This window comes from Finegoldia sp. P2-F-LR (genome assembly GCF_052932265.1).
Genome location: NZ_JBRFJF010000003.1, coordinates 96170 through 115607, shown reverse-complemented (window position 1 = coordinate 115607; position 19438 = coordinate 96170). Strand labels below are relative to the sequence as shown.

20 protein-coding genes and 3 pseudogenes are annotated in these 19438 nt (G+C 30.7%); all 23 read left to right on the top strand.

The annotated features are described in order from the left end of the window. Window positions 1–48: 48 nt before the first annotated feature. On the top strand, window positions 49–222 hold the full coding sequence (locus ACU68W_RS02845; protein WP_180371929.1) for a hypothetical protein: 174 nt from the start codon (window positions 49–51) through the stop codon (window positions 220–222). A gap of 202 nt (window positions 223–424) precedes the next feature. Next, complete coding sequence (locus tag ACU68W_RS02840; protein ID WP_446756077.1) at window positions 425–748, top strand: DUF4368 domain-containing protein; 324 nt, start codon at window positions 425–427, stop codon at window positions 746–748. A 308-nt stretch (window positions 749–1056) separates the two neighbouring features. Next, window positions 1057–1683 (top strand): TetR/AcrR family transcriptional regulator, encoded by a 627-nt coding sequence (locus ACU68W_RS02835; RefSeq protein WP_237037597.1) that lies wholly within the window; start codon window positions 1057–1059, stop codon window positions 1681–1683. 4 nt (window positions 1684–1687) lie between these two features. Further along, complete coding sequence (locus ACU68W_RS02830) at window positions 1688–3853, top strand: ATP-binding cassette domain-containing protein (protein ID WP_446756076.1); 2166 nt, start codon at window positions 1688–1690, stop codon at window positions 3851–3853. An 18-nt stretch (window positions 3854–3871) separates the two neighbouring features. Beyond that, on the top strand, window positions 3872–4453 hold the full coding sequence (locus tag ACU68W_RS02825) for an MptD family putative ECF transporter S component (RefSeq protein WP_446756075.1): 582 nt from the start codon (window positions 3872–3874) through the stop codon (window positions 4451–4453). A 9-nt stretch (window positions 4454–4462) separates the two neighbouring features. Beyond that, window positions 4463–6184, top strand: coding sequence for an ABC transporter ATP-binding protein (locus ACU68W_RS02820; protein ID WP_446756074.1), 1722 nt, complete (start codon window positions 4463–4465; stop codon window positions 6182–6184). A gap of 14 nt (window positions 6185–6198) precedes the next feature. Beyond that, a complete protein-coding gene (locus ACU68W_RS02815) occupies window positions 6199–7929 on the top strand; it encodes an ABC transporter ATP-binding protein (protein ID WP_068455219.1) in 1731 nt (576 codons plus the stop codon). A 202-nt stretch (window positions 7930–8131) separates the two neighbouring features. Next, window positions 8132–8226 (top strand): annotated as a pseudogene (locus ACU68W_RS02810) (PcfB family protein); the annotation flags it as partial. Window positions 8227–8447: 221 nt separating this feature from the next. After that, a complete protein-coding gene (locus ACU68W_RS02805; protein WP_446756073.1) occupies window positions 8448–8621 on the top strand; it encodes a hypothetical protein in 174 nt (57 codons plus the stop codon). A gap of 183 nt (window positions 8622–8804) precedes the next feature. Next, window positions 8805–9332, top strand: coding sequence for a PcfB family protein (locus ACU68W_RS02800; RefSeq protein ID WP_446756072.1), 528 nt, complete (start codon window positions 8805–8807; stop codon window positions 9330–9332). A 202-nt stretch (window positions 9333–9534) separates the two neighbouring features. Continuing rightward, the gene (locus ACU68W_RS02795) at window positions 9535–10566 is read left to right on the top strand and encodes a PDDEXK nuclease domain-containing protein (protein WP_446756071.1); all 1032 of its coding nucleotides are present in this window, start codon (window positions 9535–9537) and stop codon (window positions 10564–10566) included. Between the two features lie 66 nt (window positions 10567–10632). Further along, window positions 10633–10965 (top strand): annotated as a pseudogene (locus tag ACU68W_RS02790) (phage replisome organizer N-terminal domain-containing protein); the annotation flags it as partial. Window positions 10966–11102: 137 nt separating this feature from the next. Beyond that, window positions 11103–11225 (top strand): annotated as a pseudogene (locus ACU68W_RS02785) (DUF1016 N-terminal domain-containing protein); the annotation flags it as partial. 42 nt (window positions 11226–11267) lie between these two features. Then, the gene (locus ACU68W_RS02780; protein WP_446756106.1) at window positions 11268–11627 is read left to right on the top strand and encodes a PDDEXK nuclease domain-containing protein; all 360 of its coding nucleotides are present in this window, start codon (window positions 11268–11270) and stop codon (window positions 11625–11627) included. A gap of 82 nt (window positions 11628–11709) precedes the next feature. Continuing rightward, the gene (locus ACU68W_RS02775; RefSeq protein ID WP_446756070.1) at window positions 11710–12411 is read left to right on the top strand and encodes a replisome organizer; all 702 of its coding nucleotides are present in this window, start codon (window positions 11710–11712) and stop codon (window positions 12409–12411) included. 155 nt (window positions 12412–12566) lie between these two features. Next, window positions 12567–12791 (top strand): hypothetical protein, encoded by a 225-nt coding sequence (locus ACU68W_RS02770; protein ID WP_019132817.1) that lies wholly within the window; start codon window positions 12567–12569, stop codon window positions 12789–12791. A gap of 3 nt (window positions 12792–12794) precedes the next feature. Further along, window positions 12795–14441, top strand: coding sequence for a recombinase family protein (locus ACU68W_RS02765; protein WP_446756069.1), 1647 nt, complete (start codon window positions 12795–12797; stop codon window positions 14439–14441). A 6-nt stretch (window positions 14442–14447) separates the two neighbouring features. Continuing rightward, window positions 14448–14528 (top strand): Maff2 family mobile element protein, encoded by an 81-nt coding sequence (locus ACU68W_RS02760; protein WP_202947905.1) that lies wholly within the window; start codon window positions 14448–14450, stop codon window positions 14526–14528. 1 nt (window position 14529) lies between these two features. Continuing rightward, window positions 14530–15393, top strand: coding sequence for a VirB6/TrbL-like conjugal transfer protein, CD1112 family (locus ACU68W_RS02755; protein ID WP_019107264.1), 864 nt, complete (start codon window positions 14530–14532; stop codon window positions 15391–15393). Between the two features lie 17 nt (window positions 15394–15410). Beyond that, window positions 15411–15668 (top strand): hypothetical protein, encoded by a 258-nt coding sequence (locus ACU68W_RS02750; RefSeq protein ID WP_019107263.1) that lies wholly within the window; start codon window positions 15411–15413, stop codon window positions 15666–15668. Then, entirely contained in the window at window positions 15668–16006 is a 339-nt protein-coding gene (locus ACU68W_RS02745) for a PrgI family protein (protein WP_336195740.1), read from the top strand. The genes ACU68W_RS02750 and ACU68W_RS02745 overlap by 1 nt, the downstream gene beginning before the upstream one ends. Beyond that, window positions 16003–18498, top strand: a complete 2496-nt coding sequence (locus ACU68W_RS02740; protein ID WP_022620875.1) for a VirB4-like conjugal transfer ATPase, CD1110 family — start codon at window positions 16003–16005, stop codon at window positions 18496–18498. The genes ACU68W_RS02745 and ACU68W_RS02740 overlap by 4 nt, the downstream gene beginning before the upstream one ends. Then, the gene (locus ACU68W_RS02735) at window positions 18470–19435 is read left to right on the top strand and encodes a DNA-methyltransferase (protein ID WP_019107261.1); all 966 of its coding nucleotides are present in this window, start codon (window positions 18470–18472) and stop codon (window positions 19433–19435) included. The genes ACU68W_RS02740 and ACU68W_RS02735 overlap by 29 nt, the downstream gene beginning before the upstream one ends. The last annotated feature ends 3 nt before the right edge of the window (window positions 19436–19438 follow it).

Below are 19438 nucleotides of genomic sequence, written 5' to 3'. Positions count from 1 at the left end.
GCTACAATATGACCAAGAAAATAAAGGCAGATCTAGGAGGTAATAGAGATGAATAAAAGGCAAGAGCTAATAGATGAACTCATAAAAGCAGACCAAGATGGAAAATATAAAACATATAAAAGCACAGAAGAAATAAAAGCAATGAATAATGAGGAAATACAGATTATATATTCCAACATGAAAAACTATCTATCAGACAAAAGAACACATATAAACTACTAAAGGTGGAAAAGCCGGATTTAAAAGAGATTGGTCAGGCAGAAAAACAGATAAAAGCCGCCCCCCTAAAGATGAATATATTTGTTCAACATATAACTTAGCAAAAGGGAATTTTGAAGAAAAATGTTCATCACACTATATCAGGAACGAAGTTCTTAATAAATTAGTTTTAGAGACTATCAAAGAAGTAAGCGAGTATATAAAGTTGAATGAAGAAGAATTTATAAAAAAAGTGTACTCAACCTCAAAAGAGCAAATGGCATTAGAAAAATCCATTGAACATTCAAAAAGTATATTAAAAAACTTTGAGGAAGATAGTATTAGAGCAGATAAGTTTATATCACTTGTAAAGAAATATACTGATTTTAGCAAACTTACAACTCCAATGATAAATGAATTTGTAGATAAGATACTGGTTCACGAGGGTAAATGGGATAACTATGAAAGAACACAGGAAGTTGAAATATACCTGAACTTTATTGGCAAGTTTGAATTGTCACAAGAAGAACCTAAAGAACTTACGCAATAGCAACTTGATGAACTAGAGAAGCTAAGGAAAAAGAGAGAGAAGAAGCGAGAGTATAATTACAGATATTTAAAAAAGAAAAAAGCCAGTATGGAAAAAAATTATGACTTTGTGGTCGGCGTAGTTTTAAAACTGCACCGACTATTTTATTTCATACAAATTAATATGTAAGACAGTAAATTTTCTAAAAAACATCTTACAACTATTGTTAGATAAAACTAACTGATGTATAATCAATAATATCATTATTGATAATTTGATTATTGATTATACTATTAAAATTAAAGTTTTGTAAGAATGGAGGAATGGACATGGCAAATAGAAACCATGAACTTGATAAACCAATCATTGAAGCTGCTAAAATAGAGTTTTTGCAAAATGGATTTCAGGCTGCTTCAATAGGCAATATTGCTAAAAGAGCGGGAGTTACAACGGGAGCAATCTATACAAGGTATAAAGGGAAAGATGAACTTTTTTATAGTTTGATAAAAGAATTTTTAGAAGCTATAAGTGTGAAAAGAAAAGAGAACGAATACTCGTATAGGGAATACTGCGTAGATAAAAACTTTGATCATTTTTTGCGTAGCATTCAGAAAGAAACCAAAGGATATATAGATGTGTTATTTAAATATTACGAGGAGTGCAAACTAATACTTTGCTCAAGTAAAGGCAGTTCTGTAGAAGCAATATTTCGTGAAATGATGAATAAAAAAATTTCCATAACAAAACAATTTATAAGGGAAAATATAGACCCGAATATAAGTGAGATGAAATTAGATTTGGTAGAGCTTTTGATGAATCAACAATTTAGTGCTTTTAAATTAGTGATTGAAAAAGGATATAGCAAAGAGGAGACAATCGAGTACACAAAAATGCTCGGCGAATTTATTGGGGCGGGTTGGGAAAAGATATTTGATGAAATTATAAATAGGTATTGAATTTATGTACGATAAAGGCAAGAAGGACGAAAATATTTTAGATTTTAAAATAGATTTTTCCTATGAAGGCAAAAAGGAAAAGTCGTTAGATGATGTAATTGGCAGCATATCAAAAGGAGATTGCATAGTTCTTTGTGGCGAAAGTGGATGTGGAAAATCAACATTACTTAGGTGCTTAAACCATTTAATACCGGAGTTCTATGATGGGATATTTAATGGCTATATCTTGGTAAATAGCAACAATATAGAAAACAAGAACATTGGAGAAGTTGGAGAATTGATTTCGTCCGTTTTTCAAGATCCAAGAAGTCAATTTTTTACAATGGAAAGCGATACGGAAGTATCTTTTGGACTTGAAAATAAAGGGTTAAGCCATGAAATAATAAAAAGAAGAACAGAAGAAGCTTTTTCAAAATTTGGCTTAGAGTATCTGAAAAACAGGGAAGTATTCAAACTTTCAAGCGGAGAGCGTCAACTAATAGCGATTATGTCTGCTTGGGCAATGGATACGGATATTATTTTACTTGACGAGCCAACTGCAAACTTAGATTATTTAGCCATAGAAAAACTGAAAAATATCTTATTGCTTCTAAAAGAAGATGGAAAAACTCTAATAATCAGTGAACATAGGCTTTACTATTTGAAAGAGTTGGCTGATGAATATTGGCTGATAAAAAATGGAAGCTTTTATGAAAAGTATGATAAGGACGATTTTAAGATATTTTCTAAGGATGAATTAAATAATTTGTGTTTACGAGTTACGGATTTGAAGCAGATTGAGGTTCAGAAGAAGTGTTCTAATGTTGTCAATGATAAATTAGAAGTGAAAAATATATCCTTTGGATATAAAAAACAACATATTTTAAATGATTTGTCGTTTACAGCTTATTTGGGAGAAGTGACTTGCTTGATTGGCAAAAATGGTTCAGGTAAAACCACCTTAGGAAAATGTGTATGTGGACTATTGAAACCAAAAAAGGGAAGAGTTTTTTTAAAGGAAAAAGAATTGAGCCATAGGCAGCTATCGCAGGATAGCCTATTTATTATGCAAGAAGCTGAATTTCAATTTTTTACAAATTCTGTATTATCTGAACTGAAGTACGGTGTAAATCGAAACAAATATGATGAGATAGAAGCTCTACTTAAAAAGTTTGATATGTGGAAATATCGTGATAGACATCCATTTTCTCTTTCAGGTGGGCAAATGCAAAAATTAACCTTAATGATGGCGTATCTTTCGGATAAAAGTGTGGTTATTTTAGATGAACCAACCTCAGGAATGGACAAAAAAAGTTTAGATACTGTAGTGGGATTGATAAACGATATGAAAAAGAAAAAAATCGTGATAACAATTAGCCATGACTTAGAATTTATTTCATCAGTTGCGGATAAATGTTTGGAACTTGATGATGGAACGATACAAAGGATTTGTGAAGTAAAAGAGAATAGAGATATTGAAAGCATTAAAAGTATATTTGAAAAAGATTTAGAACATCAACCTCCGGCAAAAAGAGAAAAAAATCTTTTGGATCCGAGAACAAATATTTTGTTTTGGCTTCTTTGTATGGTTGCAGTAGGAATCGACAATAAAAGTTTGATTTTTGAATGCAATTTATTAGCTCTCGTTTTTTCTCTTGCAAATAGAAGATATAAGACTTTAGGAATTACTTCTATCATTATAGGACTTATTTACGGTCTTGAAATCATATATCCGAATGAAATTACAATGTTTACGGCAAATTTGTTTCCTAGATTTATTTTAATATTTCTACTATTTCCTATTATTCTTGGAGGTAGAGGGGCAACAAATATGCTCGCGGGACTTAGAAAAATAAGAATACCTGAGAAGTTATTATTGATTCTTGCAGTTTCTTTCAGGTTTTTCCCGGTGCTAAGGAATGATTTTAAATTACTTAGACAGGTGCTTAGAAATAGAGGAAGTTGCAAGCATAAAAATATAATAAAAGAAAAAATAGATTATCTTGAGGCTCTGATTGTATCACTCATTTTTCGAGTGATAAGAATAGGGGAAACTTTATCAGCTTCAGCAGAAACAAGAGGAATTGCTTTAAATCATAAAAAATCATCTTATGTTACTTTACAGTTCAATTTATGCGATTACATATTGATGATTGGAATGATAGTAATTTTGATGATAAATATTTTATAAAAATAGGAGGACTTAATCATGAACAAAAACAAATTGAAAGCGAAAGATATCATTACAGTTACTTTATTATCATTGTGTAACATTTTGATATTTTCGATTGGAACATTCATGTATGCAACACCAATTACCATACTCTTAACACCGGTGCTTTACTCATTATTACAGGGTATTGTTTTCTATGTTATCGGAGTGAAAGTGAAAAAAAGAGGAGCGTTTTTTATATATTCCCTTATTCAAGGAGTGATAGCATTCTATCCACCATATATTTTGATGTTTGTAATTTCAGGATTGATAGCAGAGTTTTTATTATATAAAAAAGGTTATGGTAATTTAAAAGTTATTGGAATCAGCTATGTTATTCAGCAAACTTTGGCTTCAATTGGAAGTGTAATTTATCCATATACAATAGCCTTGAATAAAACTATAGGAGCCATGAAACAAAAGGAATTAGCTTCAAATATTATAGCGGCAGGCAAAATGATTTCTTCTTGGGGAACGCTGATTTTACTTGCCTTAGTTATAGTTTCAGCAATCGCAGGAGCTTATATAGGTAGCAAGGTCGTAAGGAAACATATTTTAGAAAAAGAAGCTAATGCATAGGGTGAAGTCATGAAAAAAAAGAAAGAACCAAACTTTTTTAAAGAAATGGATTCGTTTATAAAGCCATACAAAAAAAGATATATTTTATCTGTTATGCTAAGTATGCTTTCTGTTCTATGCGAACTGTTATCCTACGCTTTTGTTGGAATTTTAGCGGGATATATCTTCAAAGGATTTCATGGAAACAACATGATATATGTCTTGATTTTTACTATAATCTGCAAAATATCAGGGGTGCTGCTTTCAAATATTTCAACACTTATATCTCATAAAGCAGCATACTTAACGCTAAAGGACTTAAGATATGCAATTTGTGATAAATTTGTTAGATTGCCGATGGGATATTTTGATATGAATCCTAGTGGAACATTAAAAACGATATTGGTAGATAGGGTGGAAGATATAGAAAAAACATTAGCACATCTACTTCCTGAGATGACTGCAAATTTATTGATACCTATTGCCATGATTGTTTGGATGCTTGCAGTTAATATTAAGCTTACCGGGATTATATTTCTTTGGGTTATATTTGGACTATCAATCGGAATGCTTATGATGATTGGATATAAGAAAAAATATGAGGGACAAGTACAGGCACAAAAGAATATGAATCAAGCGGTTATAGAGTATGTCAAGGGGATTGATGTAATTAAAACTTTCAATATGGAAGATAGCTCCTATGCTAAATATAAAAATGCAGTCATACGCCATGCGGAGTATGCTATAAACTGGATGAAAAGCTCACAGATTTATGCGTCTCTTTCCTATAGCATAGCTCCTGTATCTATATTTCCAACAATTGTTGTGGGATTGATATTTTTTAATAATGGGTTTCTTACTGAGCAAAGTTTATTTTTGTTTATGATGATTTCTCTTGGAATATTTAAACCGATTGTTAAAGCATCCAGTTATGTTGACCAATTGGCACAGATGGGAACTGTTACTAAGGAAATAAAAGGAATCTTAGATTATCCGGAACTTAAGAGAAGTGAGAATTCTAATGTAAAAGAAAAAATGACATACGACATAGCGTTTGAAAATTTACAATTTTCTTATGATGGGACAAAAAATGATGTTGATGATGTGAATTTAACCATTAAAGAAAAAACTATGACTGCAATTATTGGTACTTCAGGTTCAGGAAAATCAACTCTAATGAAACTTTTAGCCGGATTTTGGGATTTTGAGAAAGGAAAAATAAAAATAGGTGGTATAGAGGTAAAAGACCTTTCAATGAATGACCTGAATACTCTTATCTCCTATGTGGATCAAAATACATTTTTATTTGATGATACTATTTTGGAAAATATTAGAATAGGTAAAAAAGATGCAACGAATGATGAGGTGATAGAAGCTGCTAAAAGAGCCGGTTGCCATGATTTTATTGTAACTTTGCCTGATGGATATGACACCATCGCAGGGGATAGGTTATCCGGCGGAGAAAAGCAAAGAATAGCTATTGCCAGAGCAATTCTAAAAAATGCTCCAATTATCATATTAGATGAAGCAACTGCAAGTACAGATATTGAAAATGAAGAAAAAATTCAAGGAGCGTTACTGGAATTTACCAAAGGAAAAACACTAATTGTTATTACACATAAAATTAAAACTATCATAAATGCAGATAAGATTATATATATGGAAAATGGGAAAATCATTTGCGATGGAAAACATGAAGAACTTATTAAGTCGTGTTCTGCGTATAAGCATTTATATGAAATAGCAAATTGATTGGAGGTGAGAATATGTTTGAAGCTATAAAAAGTGTATGGAACTTTAGTAAGAAAAGGCAAGGCAGTTTAGTCAAAATTTTAATTCTATCATTTATAGAAGGCATATTCGTTATGCTGAAAATGATAGCAATAATTTTAGCGGTAAACGCCATGTTTAATAGTAATTTAATGGACAATTATATTTATAAGGTAATGATACTCGGAATTGTATGTATCATCGGAGTATTTGGTCTTGGTTATTTCACACAACTGGGTTCTGTATCCGTTGGATTTGAGATGGCGAAAGATAAAAGGTTATATTTTGGCTCATTATTTAAAAAACTCTATTTAGGGTTCTTTAGCAAAAATTCAGTAGGAAATATAAACTCAACACTGACTACATCTATTTCAACTGTAGAACAAGTCGCACCAATCATTTTAATTCATGTGATAGGTGGAATTTTATCTGCTATATCAATAGTTTTAGGATTTGCTTACTATGAATGGCAAGTTTCCGTTGTAATATTTGCAGGCATATTAACATATTTGTTTGTAGTTAATTATCAAATGAAAATTTCAAGAAGCGAAGCTCCCAAAAGACAATTAGCACAAACAAAATTAACGGAAAGTGCTATTGAATTTATACAGGGAATAAGCGTAATTAAGGCTTTTGGTATGGGAGAAAAAGATGAAAGAGTAAAAAAAGATATAGATGGTAGTTGTGTTAATAATATAAATTTATCCGAAAAATCTATTCCCTCAAGCATAGGTGCCGGTCTTACGATACAACTGTTTGAAATTATGATTATTAGCTATGCGTTTTTTATGTGGAATAGTGGAGAAATTTCTCCTCAAAAAGCCATCAATTTATTGATTATGAGCTTTGTAATATTCCAGTCTGTAAGTCAAGCAGGTTCTATTCTTTCTATGATTGGGCTTTTAGATAGTTCACTAAAGGATATAAGCAGTATGGAAAATGCTGAAGAAATAAAGGTATTATCACCTATTCAAAATATAAAATCCAATGAAATAGAATTTAAAAACGTGAGTTTTTCTTACGGAAAAGGAGAAGCTTTAAAGGGAATATCAGTAGCTCTTAAACCGAACACACTTACAGCGATTATCGGACCTTCAGGTTCAGGAAAAACAACGTTTTGCAAGCTTATACCGAGATTTTATGATGTAAGCGAAGGAGAAATTCTGATTGGTGGAGCAAAAATAACAAATATCTCCACCGAAGAATTGATGAAAAATATAAGTATGGTATTTCAAAATGTGTATTTGTTTGAAGATACAATTATGAATAATATTCGTTTGGCAAAGCCAAATGCCAGTGATGAGGATATTATATCCGCTGCAAAAAAAGCGCGCTGTCATGACTTTATAAAAAGCTTGCAAAAAGGATACGAAACTAAAATTGGCGAAGCGGGTAGCACTTTATCCGGCGGAGAAAAACAAAGAATAGCGATAGCTAGAGCAATACTCAAAGATGCTCCCATTGTGATTTTAGATGAATTTACCAGTGCTTTAGATGTAGAAAATGAACGCCATATTTTGCAAGCCATCGATAATTTAGTACAGAATAAAACAGTTATTATGATTGCACACAGGTTAGAAACTGTTAGGAAAGCAGATAACATCATAGTTTTAGATAAAGGGGAAATAGCACAAGAAGGAACGCATAATGAGCTTATAACTCAAGATGGGATATATAAATCATTCATTTCAATAAGAGAGCGAGCAAATAAATGGAGTTTTAAGTAAATACATCTATTTTGATGTTTGACTAAATAGATGAGTATTTAATGGGAGATGACGATGTTTTTTGATAATAAAAGTTTTTGAAAGTAACTTTTAACACAAAAATTAAATAATTCAATAACAATAAGAGTTAATTTGATTGTTATTTTCGGAGGACTTTTTACGCCAAAGTGGAGAAGTCCTCCTTTTTTATTCTCAGAAAACCATGATGTCATACGCAATAAAGGCAGCAAAAGAATCCATAAATCTTGAAAAAGAAATAAGAAAAAAGGTGAATAATATTTAGAAAAAGCAAATGGAGTATGATTTTAAATAAGCCATAGCCAAGGTAAATAAAAAAGAAAAAGAAAGTATCATAGAAAAAATAAAAGAGTATAAGCAAGATAGTGATAAGTTTAATAAAAAAAGACAAATGACTAAAGACTTTTATAAAAATCAAGAAAGATAAGACCTGGTAAAAATATCTTATCCAAGCTATAATATGACCAAGAAAATAAAGGTAGATCTAGGAGGTAATAGAGATGAATAAAAGGCAAGAGCTAATAGATGAACTCATAAAAGCAAATGAAGATGGAACATATAAAACATATAAAAGCACAGAAGAAATAAAAGCAATGAACAATGAGGAATTGCAGATTATATATTCCAACATGAAAAACTATCTATCAGACAAAAGAACACACATAAACTACTAAAGGTGGAAAGGTATTGTAAGCTATTTTAAAGTATAAAAGGTACAAATACCTAAGAAAGCTATAAAAACATCTAAAATAAGTATTCCACCACCAAGAACAATAAAATAAAAACAATCAAAGGGAAGTATAGAAAAATTAAAGCCTATACTTCCCTTTTTTTAATTCAAACAAAGGAGATAAAACATGATAAACGAAGAAATAAGCAAAGAAGCAGGGCAAGCAGCACAAACCATAATAACATACACAATAAAGGCAGCAAAAGAATCAATCAATCTTGAAAAAGAAATAAGAAAAAAGATGAATGATACTTTAGAAAAAGCAAACGGAAACCTCAAAAGCCTTATGGGCGATGAAATGAAAATAAAAGACCTCTACAAGAAAGGACAACTAGAAAATATAAGCATAGATCAAAGCAACCTCAAAGACTTAAAAAAAGAACTAAACAAACTTGGAGTAAGTTTCTCAGTAATGAAAAACAAAGAAAGCCAAAACTATGAAGTATTTTTCCAAGCCAAAGACATAAAAGTAATGGAATATGCCTTTAAGCAAGTCATAGCCAAAGAAAATAAAAAAGAAAAAGAAAGTATCTTAAAACAAATAAAGAAATACAAAGACCTATCCAAGAACAAGGATAAGACAAAAGAGAAAGTAAAAAGAAAAGTAAAAGAAAAAGTAAAACCAAACAAAAAAGATATGACCAGAGAAATCTAAGGGAGTAACGAAAAGTTACACCCTTAAATAACCACAATAACAAGACTTCCGAAAAGCAGGAGTCCAGAATTCCGAAAATCGGAAATCAAGAATTTCGATTATCGAAAATCTGGGAAATATCAAGGTGAATAGGATATAAAATTAGATAAATACAATATTTATGATATAATTATAGCAATTAAGAGGTCAAAGAGGTGCTTGTATGAATAAGAAAATTAACATAGATAGAGTCCATGATGATGTTTTTAATAGTATAAAAACATTAATGGATAAGGCAAGAAATGAAGTCGCAAGAGAAGTCAATAATATTCTGGTTCAAACTTACTGGGAGATTGGACGTATCATCGTAGAAGATGAGCAAGGTCATTCAGAAAGAGCTGAGTATGGTAGAGAATTGCTTAAAGATTTATCAAAGAGGTTAACCAAAGAATATGGGCGAGGATTTTCAGTATCAAACTTGCAATTTATGAGGAGATTTTTTCAAGAATATGAAATTCAACAGACAGTGTCTGTTAAATTGACCTGGTCCCATTATTGTGAGCTTTTATCAATTAGCGATGAGAAAAAGCGAAGCTTTTATGAAAAAGAAAGTATAAATGCAAATTGGTCGGTGAGAGAACTTAAAAGACAAATAAAAACATCACTTTTTGAAAGATTGCTCCTATCATCTGGAGAAGAAAACAAAGAAAAAGTCCTAGACTTAGCCTTAAAGGGAAATGAAATAAATAAGGCAGCAGATCTTGTAAAAGACCCTTATGTATTTGAATTTTTAGGCTTGCCAGAAGAAAAGCCAATGATGGAAAGTGATTTAGAAAAAGCACTCATAGATCATATTGAAAAATTCTTGCTTGAACTTGGCAAGGGTTTTATGTATGTAGGCAGCCAACAAAGAGTAACTTTAGGCAACACCCACTATTATGTGGATATGGTATTTTACAATAAGATATTAAGGTCCTATGTCTTAATCGAACTAAAAACAAGCAAGCTAATGCCAGAAGCAGTTGGGCAAATAAATATGTATCTTAATTATTATAAGGCAGAAGTAAATGATGAGATGGACAATGAACCGATAGGAATAATCTTGTGTACAGATAAGGACGGGGTACAAGCAGAATACGCCTTAGGAAACTTATCAAATAAAATATTCGCATCAAAATACACCCTATATATCCCAGACAGGGAAGAGCTTGAAGAACAAGTGGAGAAAGTTATTAAAAAATATAAGGAAAAATAAAATATAAATTATAAGGAGAAGTAGAGAAAAAAATCTACTTCTTTTTTTATTGCAAGGAGGATTAGAATGGCAATAAACAAGAGATATTATTGGATAAAATTAAAAGAAGAATTTTTCATAGATAAAAGGATAGAAAGAATAAGGAGAATATCGGGAGGAGATACCTATACGATAATCTACTTAAAACTTCTACTACTAAGCCTAAAAGATGAGGGCAAACTATATTATGACGGAGTAGAAAGTGATTTTACAAAAAAGTTAGCACTAACCATAGATGAAACAGACGATGATGTAATGGTTACAATTAATTATTTAATCAATCAAGGCTTACTAGAAGTTGTAACAGAAAACGATGAATATTATTTAATTGAAATACCAAACTTAATCGGATCAGAAACAAAATAAAATAAAAAACATATACAAGCAGGCAACTTAAAGTAGCAGTTTCGGTCAATTCTGAAATGCTAAAGTTTTACTATAGTTTAGGAGAAGAAATTATTAGCTTAAAGGCAGAAAGCAGATGAGGTAGCGGATTCTATAAAAAATTAAGTTCGGATTTAAAAAATGAAATTCCCAGTGTCAAAGGATTTTCTGTTACTAATTTAAAATATATGAAAAAATTTTATGAAATGTATTCGCCATTAAATCGTCCACAGCTTGTGGACGATTTACGAATATCTAAAGTCGGCGAATATTTTAATATGATTTTTAGTATCTCAGTAGTTGGAAATTCAGAAGAATTTATTGATATGTTATTCTACAACATTAAGCTTCATTGCTATGTAGTTGTGGAGGTTAAAATTTCCGCATTTAAACCTGCGGATATAGGACAACTTGGAACCTATGTAACATCTGTAAACCATATATTAAAGGGAGATGGGGATAATCAAACAATAGGTCTTTTAATCTGTAAGACAAAGGATAATGTATTGGCAAAATATGCTTCTGAAAGCTCAAGAGAGCCTATTGGAATTTCAGAATATCAACTACAAAACTTAATTCCTGAAAGGTTAAAAGGAGCATTACCAACCATAGAAGAAATTGAAAATGAACTAAAATAAATTTTGAAAACATAATAAATGTACGCAAGACGGTAGAAGTAAAAACTATCGTCTTTTTTTATTTAAAGAAAGGTAGGAGAGCATGGCAGATAAAAGAATGTTTTCACTAAAGATAGTAGATAGCGACTTATTTTTGGATATGCCACTAAGTAGTCAATGTCTATATTTTCATCTATCAATGAGGGCAGATGATGATGGTTTTGTAAATAATCCTAAGAAAATCATCAAAATTATCGGAGCTAATGAAGATGACCTAAAAATACTTATTGCCAAAGGCTTTGTGATAGTCTTTGATCAGGGAATTATTGTCATTACTCATTGGAAGATAAATAACTATATTAGAAAAGACAGATATAAGCCAACAATGTATATAGAGCAGAAACAACAGCTTTATCAAACGGAAAATGGAGCATATATTTCAGAAGAAAAAGTTGGTTGTCATCTGGTTAACCAAAGGTTGTCAAGTGGTCAACCCAGTATAGATAAGGGTAGATTAGATAAGGTTAGTATAGATAAGGGGAGAGAAGAACATTCCACCCCCATTTTTTATGGAGAATTCAAAAATGTAAGGTTAAGCAAAGAAGAATATAAAAATCTTAAAGAAAAACTAAATTCACACACAGACATAATGATAAATAAACTATCAAGATACATGAAAAGCAGTGGAAAGACCTATCAAAACCACTATGCGACAATCTTAAAATGGTATCAAGAAGATAAAGAAAAACTAACACAGAAAAGTTTAAATAAAAAAATGAACTATGATGTAGGAGAATCTTTATAGATAAAAAGAGGTGGAAAGGCACTATTAAAGACTTTAAGTCTAAAAAGGTATAAAAGTATGCCAGAGATAATAAAAATGTAAATATGACACGTAAAAGGTGATTAGAAAATTAAAAATCTAATCGCCTTTTTTTTTATTGCATGAAAGGATAAGCTATGACAAAAAGACAAACAAAATATATTGTAAAAAGAAATTATGATAATAGAAGAACAGACACAGACGCTTTTCTAAGATTAATAAAAAAATCAAGCAAATTAAGTAAGGACAATGAAATTGAGTATAGCAAATATAATATTGATAGTAATAGAAAAGAGTGCTATAATAAAAATAGTTTTAGAGAAAGTTGTGTTATTTCCGAAAACTCAAATAAGGAGGAATAGGAAATGATACAAACAAATTCAAATCACTTTTCATTCAAAGCTGCAATTTATTGCAGACTATCTAAAGATGATGAGCAGAAAGGAGAGAGTGCCAGCATACAAAACCAAAAGGAACTTTTAGAAAACTATGTAAAATCAAAAGGTTGGAGTATTTATGATGTATATATAGATGATGGATATACTGGATTAAATACAAATAGACCATCATTTCAAAGACTAATTAGAGATATTGAAAATAAAAAAGTGGATATAGTCATTACTAAGGACTTATCAAGGCTTGGAAGAAACTATTTACAGACTGGATACTATACAGAAAATTTCTTCCCAAAGAACAATGTCAGATATATAGCTTTAAATGATGGAGTAGATACCTTTCAAGAAAACAATGAAATAGTTCCTTTTAAAAATGTTTTAAACGAGTTTTATTCAAGAGATGTTTCCAAAAAGATGAAATCTGCCTATATGACAAGGGCAAGGCAAGGAAAATTTATTGGTTGTCTTGCACCAATAGGATATAGGAAAGACAATGATGATCCACATAAATTAGTAATCGATGATGAAACTTCATGGATTGTTGAAAAAATTTTTGATCTTGCTTTTAGTGGTTATGGAGTACAAGCAATTAGAAGAAGACTTTTTGAAGAAAAAATACCTACACCTACCTGGTGGAATAGAAAAAAAGGACTTAGAAATAAAAAAACTAAGTTAGAAATGACCGTAGATGGTGGAGAGTATTGGTGGGACTGCACAACCCTAAAAGAAATTATTGAAAACCCAGTTTATATTGGTCATATTGCTAGTCAAAAAGTTAATTATAAATTCAAAGTAGGTTGGTTATCCGATAAACCCAAAGAGGAATGGATAATCGTAGAAAACACACACGAACCAATAATTTCTGAAGATATTTATAATGTAGCGAATGAAAAATTGAAAAGCAGGAGAAGACCATTTAAAAATGGAGAAGAAAGCATATTTGCAGGCATTGTGAAATGTCCTGATTGTGGAAAATCTTTAAATCTTGGAAGAAACAAATCGAAAAAAAGAGAAAAGTTACTCACTTGTAACACTTATAGAAGATACGGAAAGTCATTATGCAGTCAGCATAGAATTTATTACGATACTCTTTATGAGATAGTGCTTAAAGATATTAGAAAAAATGCAGAAATAGCATTAAAAGATGAAAAAGAAATCATAAAAGCACTTGAAAGATCACTAGAAATTGATAATGCAGAAGAACAAAAATTTATCATGGATAAGATTTACGAAGATCAGATAAGAGTAGAAGACTTAACTAAAAAGATTGAAAGATTATATGATGACTGGCTAGCTAACAAGATAAGTGAAAGTAACTTCCAAAAAATTCTTGAAAAATCACAAAACGAACAAGATTATCTAAATCAAAGAATAGAAGATAATCAAAAATTGATTGTTAAAGAAGATCTTGAAGATATTAATGTCAAAAAATGGATTGAACTCATAAAAAAACATAGGGATATAAAGAAGCTGGATAAAGAAACCTTAAACGAACTCATCTCAAAAATCTATGTTCACGAAAAAGAAGTAGTGAATGGAGAAATCACCCAAACAATTGATATTTACTACAATTTCATAGGAAATACAGACACACTACAAGTATTTTACAATCTCTAATTAGGCATAAAGCAGCTTATGGCTGGAGGGGGAATTGTACTCATAGGTTTAAAACTAATACCGCTATTAGCAAACGTGTTAAAATAAAATGTTTAATATAGTAGATAAGATCAAAGAGTTTTTTTCGGAGATACTTATTGATATGATCAAGGAAAATTTAAGCGGAATGCTCCTTGATATAAATGACAAAGTATCAACGATAGCAAATGAGGTAGGAAAGACTCCGAGTGGATGGAACTCGGAGGTTTTCCACTTCATAAAGTCTATTTCAGAAAATGTTATACTTCCCATAGCAGGTCTTATCATAACGGCTGTACTATGTATTGAATTAATTCAAATGGTAATGAACAAAAATAATATGCATGACACAGATACCTTTGGTTTTTTTAAATATATGATAAAAATGTGGATAGCAGTATGGCTTGTATCTCATGCTTTTGACTTTTCTATGGCAGTATTTGATGTGGCACAGAATTTAATAGGAAAGGCAGCAGGTGTGGCAAATGCTAGTGCAAAAGTTTCTCCGGGTGATATAGCTAATATGGTAGATAGCCTAAAAGGAGAGTCAATAGGAAAATTAATGACTATAGTACTAGAGACATCAATTGTAAAGATGATAATTCAAGGGATATCAATACTCATTACAGTTATTCTATACGGCAGGATGATAGAAATATATATTTATACTTCAGTTTGCGCCATACCTTTTGCCACAATGGGTAATAAAGAATGGGGAAGTATTGGAACAAACTATATAAGAGGGCTCTTCGCACTTGGCTTGCAAGGTTTATTCTTACTTATATGCGTAGGAATTTATGCCGTACTTGTTAAGACTTTAAATATATCAGACATACACAAAAGTATTTTTGAATTACTAGGATACACATTAATACTTGGGATAACTATGATGAAATCAGGAAGTATTGCAAAATCAATTTTAAATGCTCATTAATAAAAAAGGAGAAGATGATGAAAATTAGAAGAAAAAAGGACAAAAAAATTAATTTAAAAACACTTGGAACAATAGGACTCCCAATACTTTTAATAGGGGGATATATTACAAGAGAAATACAAAATAGAATGATTATAAGAAAAACATCGGAAGTTTTAGATAATAGAGAAGAAACGAATGAAAAAGTATTAGAAATAGCAGTGAATATGGGAAAATCATTAGAAGATCTGAACAGAGAAGATATATATGGCTTTTACTTAGAGGGTTTAGAATAATGGCTTATGTAAATGTCCCAAAGGACTTAACAAAAGTAAAAACAAAGGTAGCTCTAAATCTAACAAAAAGACAATTAATTGGCTTTACAATTGCAGGTCTAATAGGCTTTCCAGTATATTTAATGGTAAAAAAAGTGCTGCCTAATGACCTATCTATGTTAATCATGATAGGTGTGTCTTTTCCTATAATATTTGCAACTCTTTATGAAAAGGACGGGATCTATTTTGAAAAATATTTAAAGTATATTATAGATAAGAAAAGACAGACAAGTATAAGGATATACAAGACAGAATGTATTTATGATATAAAGAAACAAAGAAAGGATAGGAGTAAATGAATCAAATACAGAAAAAACAACAGAAAAAATTAAATCAAGAAAAAAGAAATTTAAAAAAACAAAAAGAAGATTTAAAAAGCATTAGTATAAGTCAAAAAAAGATGAAAAAAGCAAATATTTCTAAAGAAAAAGGAAAGCCCAAAAAGAAGCTTTCCTTTTTTGGTGGGAAGAAGAAAAAGAGTGTTCAGGAAACAATCCCTTATTTAAGAATGTTGAGAAATGGGATTTGCCAAGTTGAGAAGAACAAATTTAATAAAATGATACGTTTTTTAGATATTAACTACCAGCTTTCAACAGAAGAAGATAAGGAAAGTATATTTAATGAATTTTCAAGTTTTTTAAACTATTTTGATCCAAGTGTTGATATAGAACTTTCATATATTAATCGCATAGGAAAAAATGAAGAAGTAGAAAAAAACATCAATGTTCCGGATAGAAACGATTCATATAATGAAATACGAAAAGAGTACAGGGAAATGCTAAAAAATCAGAGTCAAAAAGGAAATAATGGACTTACTAAATATATGTATATCACCTTTAGCTTACAAGCACAAGATTTAAAAGAGGCAACTACAAGACTTGAAAGAATGGAAATGGATATATTAAATAACTTTAAGCAGATGGGAGTAAAAGCTTATGTATTAAGTGGATATGAAAGGTTAAAGGTTATTCACGATATCTTAAATCCAAATAAGAATTTTGTTTTTTCATTTGAAGACCTAAAATATAGTGGACTATCTACTAAGGATTATATAGTACCAGCATCATTTAACTTTTCATCTAACAATCAATTTAAAATTGGAGAATACTTTGGAGAAGTAAACTTTCTACAAATTCTAGCACCTGAATTATCAGATAGATTATTATCAGAATTTTTAGGAGTTGAAGAAAATATGATTGTAACATTTCATATAAATTCCATTGATCAAACAGAAGCTATAAAGATGATTAAAAGAAAAATAACAGACTTGGATAAAATGAAAATTGAAGAAAATAAGAAGGCTATAAGATCAGGATATGACATTGATATTCTTCCAAGCGATTTAATTACCTACGGTAATGATGCTAAGAAACTATTAGTAGAACTTCAAAATCATAATGAGAGAATGTTTGTCATAACTATTTTGTTTACAAATATGGAAAAAAGTAGAAAGAAATTGAGTAATATAATCTTTCAACTAAATTCAATAGCAGGTAGGCATAATTGTGTATTGAAAAATCTTAACTATAGACAGGAACAAGGACTAATTTCTTCCCTGCCACTTGGAAAAAATGAAATAGAAATAAAAAGAGGACTTACAACCAGCTCTACAGCAGTCTTTATTCCTTTTACAACAGAAGAGTTGTGCTTAGAAGGAGAGAGCTTATATTACGGATTAAATGCTTTAAGTCGTAATATCATTATGACAGATAGAAAGCTTTTAAAGAATCCAAACGGTTTAATACTTGGAACACCGGGTAGCGGTAAATCTTTTTCAGCTAAAAGAGAAATTACCAATGCTTTTTTAATCACACAAGATGACATCATTATCTGTGATCCGGAAGGGGAGTATGGAAATTTAACTAAGGCACTAGGTGGAGAAGTTATAAAAATATCGCCAACAAGTAAGGATTATATAAACCCGTTGGATATAAATGTAGACTATGCCGATGAAGACAATCCCTTATCTTTAAAGTCTGACTTTATTCTTTCACTGTTTGAACTTGTAGTAGGAAAGGAAGGGTTAAGTGCAGAAGAAACTTCAGTAATTGATAGATGTCTTCCAATATTATATAAGGATTACTTCGACAATCCAATTTCTGAAAATATGCCAATTTTAGAAGATTTATATAATTTACTTTTAAAACAAGAAGAAAATGTAGGGAAAAAATTAGCGGTAGAAATGGAAATTTATGTCAAAGGCAGCCTCAATGTATTTAACCATAGGACTAATGTAGATACAGGAAATAGAATTCTTTGTTATGACATTAAGGAATTAGGAAAGCAACTTAGAAAAATAGGTATGTTAATTGTTCAAGATCAAGTGTGGAATAGAGTAACTATTAATAGAAATAAGAAGGAAACCAGATATTACTGTGACGAATTCCATTTGCTTTTAAGAGAAGAACAAACAGCCTCATATTCCATAGAAATTTGGAAGAGATTTAGAAAATGGGGCGGGATTCCAACAGGATTAACACAAAATGTAAAGGACCTTTTAGCCAGTCCCGAAATAGAAAATATATTTGATAATACAGATTTTATCTTAATGCTTAATCAAGCTAGTGGTGATAGGGAAATTTTAGCTAACAAGTTAAATATATCTCTTTATCAGTTATCCTACGTAACAAATTCCAATGAGGGAGAGGGATTACTATTCTATGGAAACACAATAGTACCTTTTGTAGATAGATTTCCTAAAGATACAAAATTGTATAAGTTAATGACAACTAAACCAGAAGAATTAAAGGAAGGGATAGAAATTGATAGACAGAGAGAAGTTAAAAACTAACTATATTATTAATTTAGATGCAATTTCTGCTCTAAAGGAATTTCCAGATAAAATATTTGATTGCTGTATTACATCTCCTCCATATTATGGACTTAGAGATTATAAAGCAGAAGGACAAATTGGAAGAGAAGAAAGTCCGGAGGAATATTTAAATAAATTAATTAAAGTCTTTAGAGAAGTAAAAAGAGTATTAAAAAAAGAAGGAACACTTTGGGTAGTTATTGGAGATTCTTATGCAGGTACAAGAAGCAAAAAAAAATATAAAGATCCTAAAAACATAGAAGGAAGAAGTGGTCAAAAAGAGTCTATTACAGAAAAACTCAGTGGCTACAAGGCAAAAGACTTAATGGGGATACCTTGGCAACTAGCTTTAAAATTAAGAGAGGATGGTTGGTATTTAAGAAGCGATATTATTTGGCATAAGGAAAATGCCATGCCTGAGTCTTGTAGGGATAGACCATCAAGGTCTTATGAACATATCTTCCTACTATCAAAAGCAAGAAAGTATTTCTATAACTTTGACGCTATGAAAGAACCAATAAAAGAAATAAGCAAGAAAAGATATATGAGGGCAAGAGGAAAAGATAATAAGTATTTACAAGAAGGCACAGGAGCTAAAAGACAGAGCATAAATGAAGCAAGAGAGTATGGAGAATATATAGGAGATAATGTCCCTAAGTTTAGAAACAATAGAGATATTTGGACTATTAACACCAGTGCGTTTAAAGGAAAACACTATGCGGTATTTCCACCAAAACTGGTAGAACTTTGTATAAAAGCAGGATGTCCTAAAAAAGGCTTAATTCTTGATCCCTTTATGGGTTCAGGAACTGTTGGAATGGTAGCTATTAGGATGGACAGAGAATATATTGGAATTGACATAAACAAAGACTACTGTCAAATAGCTAAAGAAAGGATAGAGAAAAATATGAAATAGGAG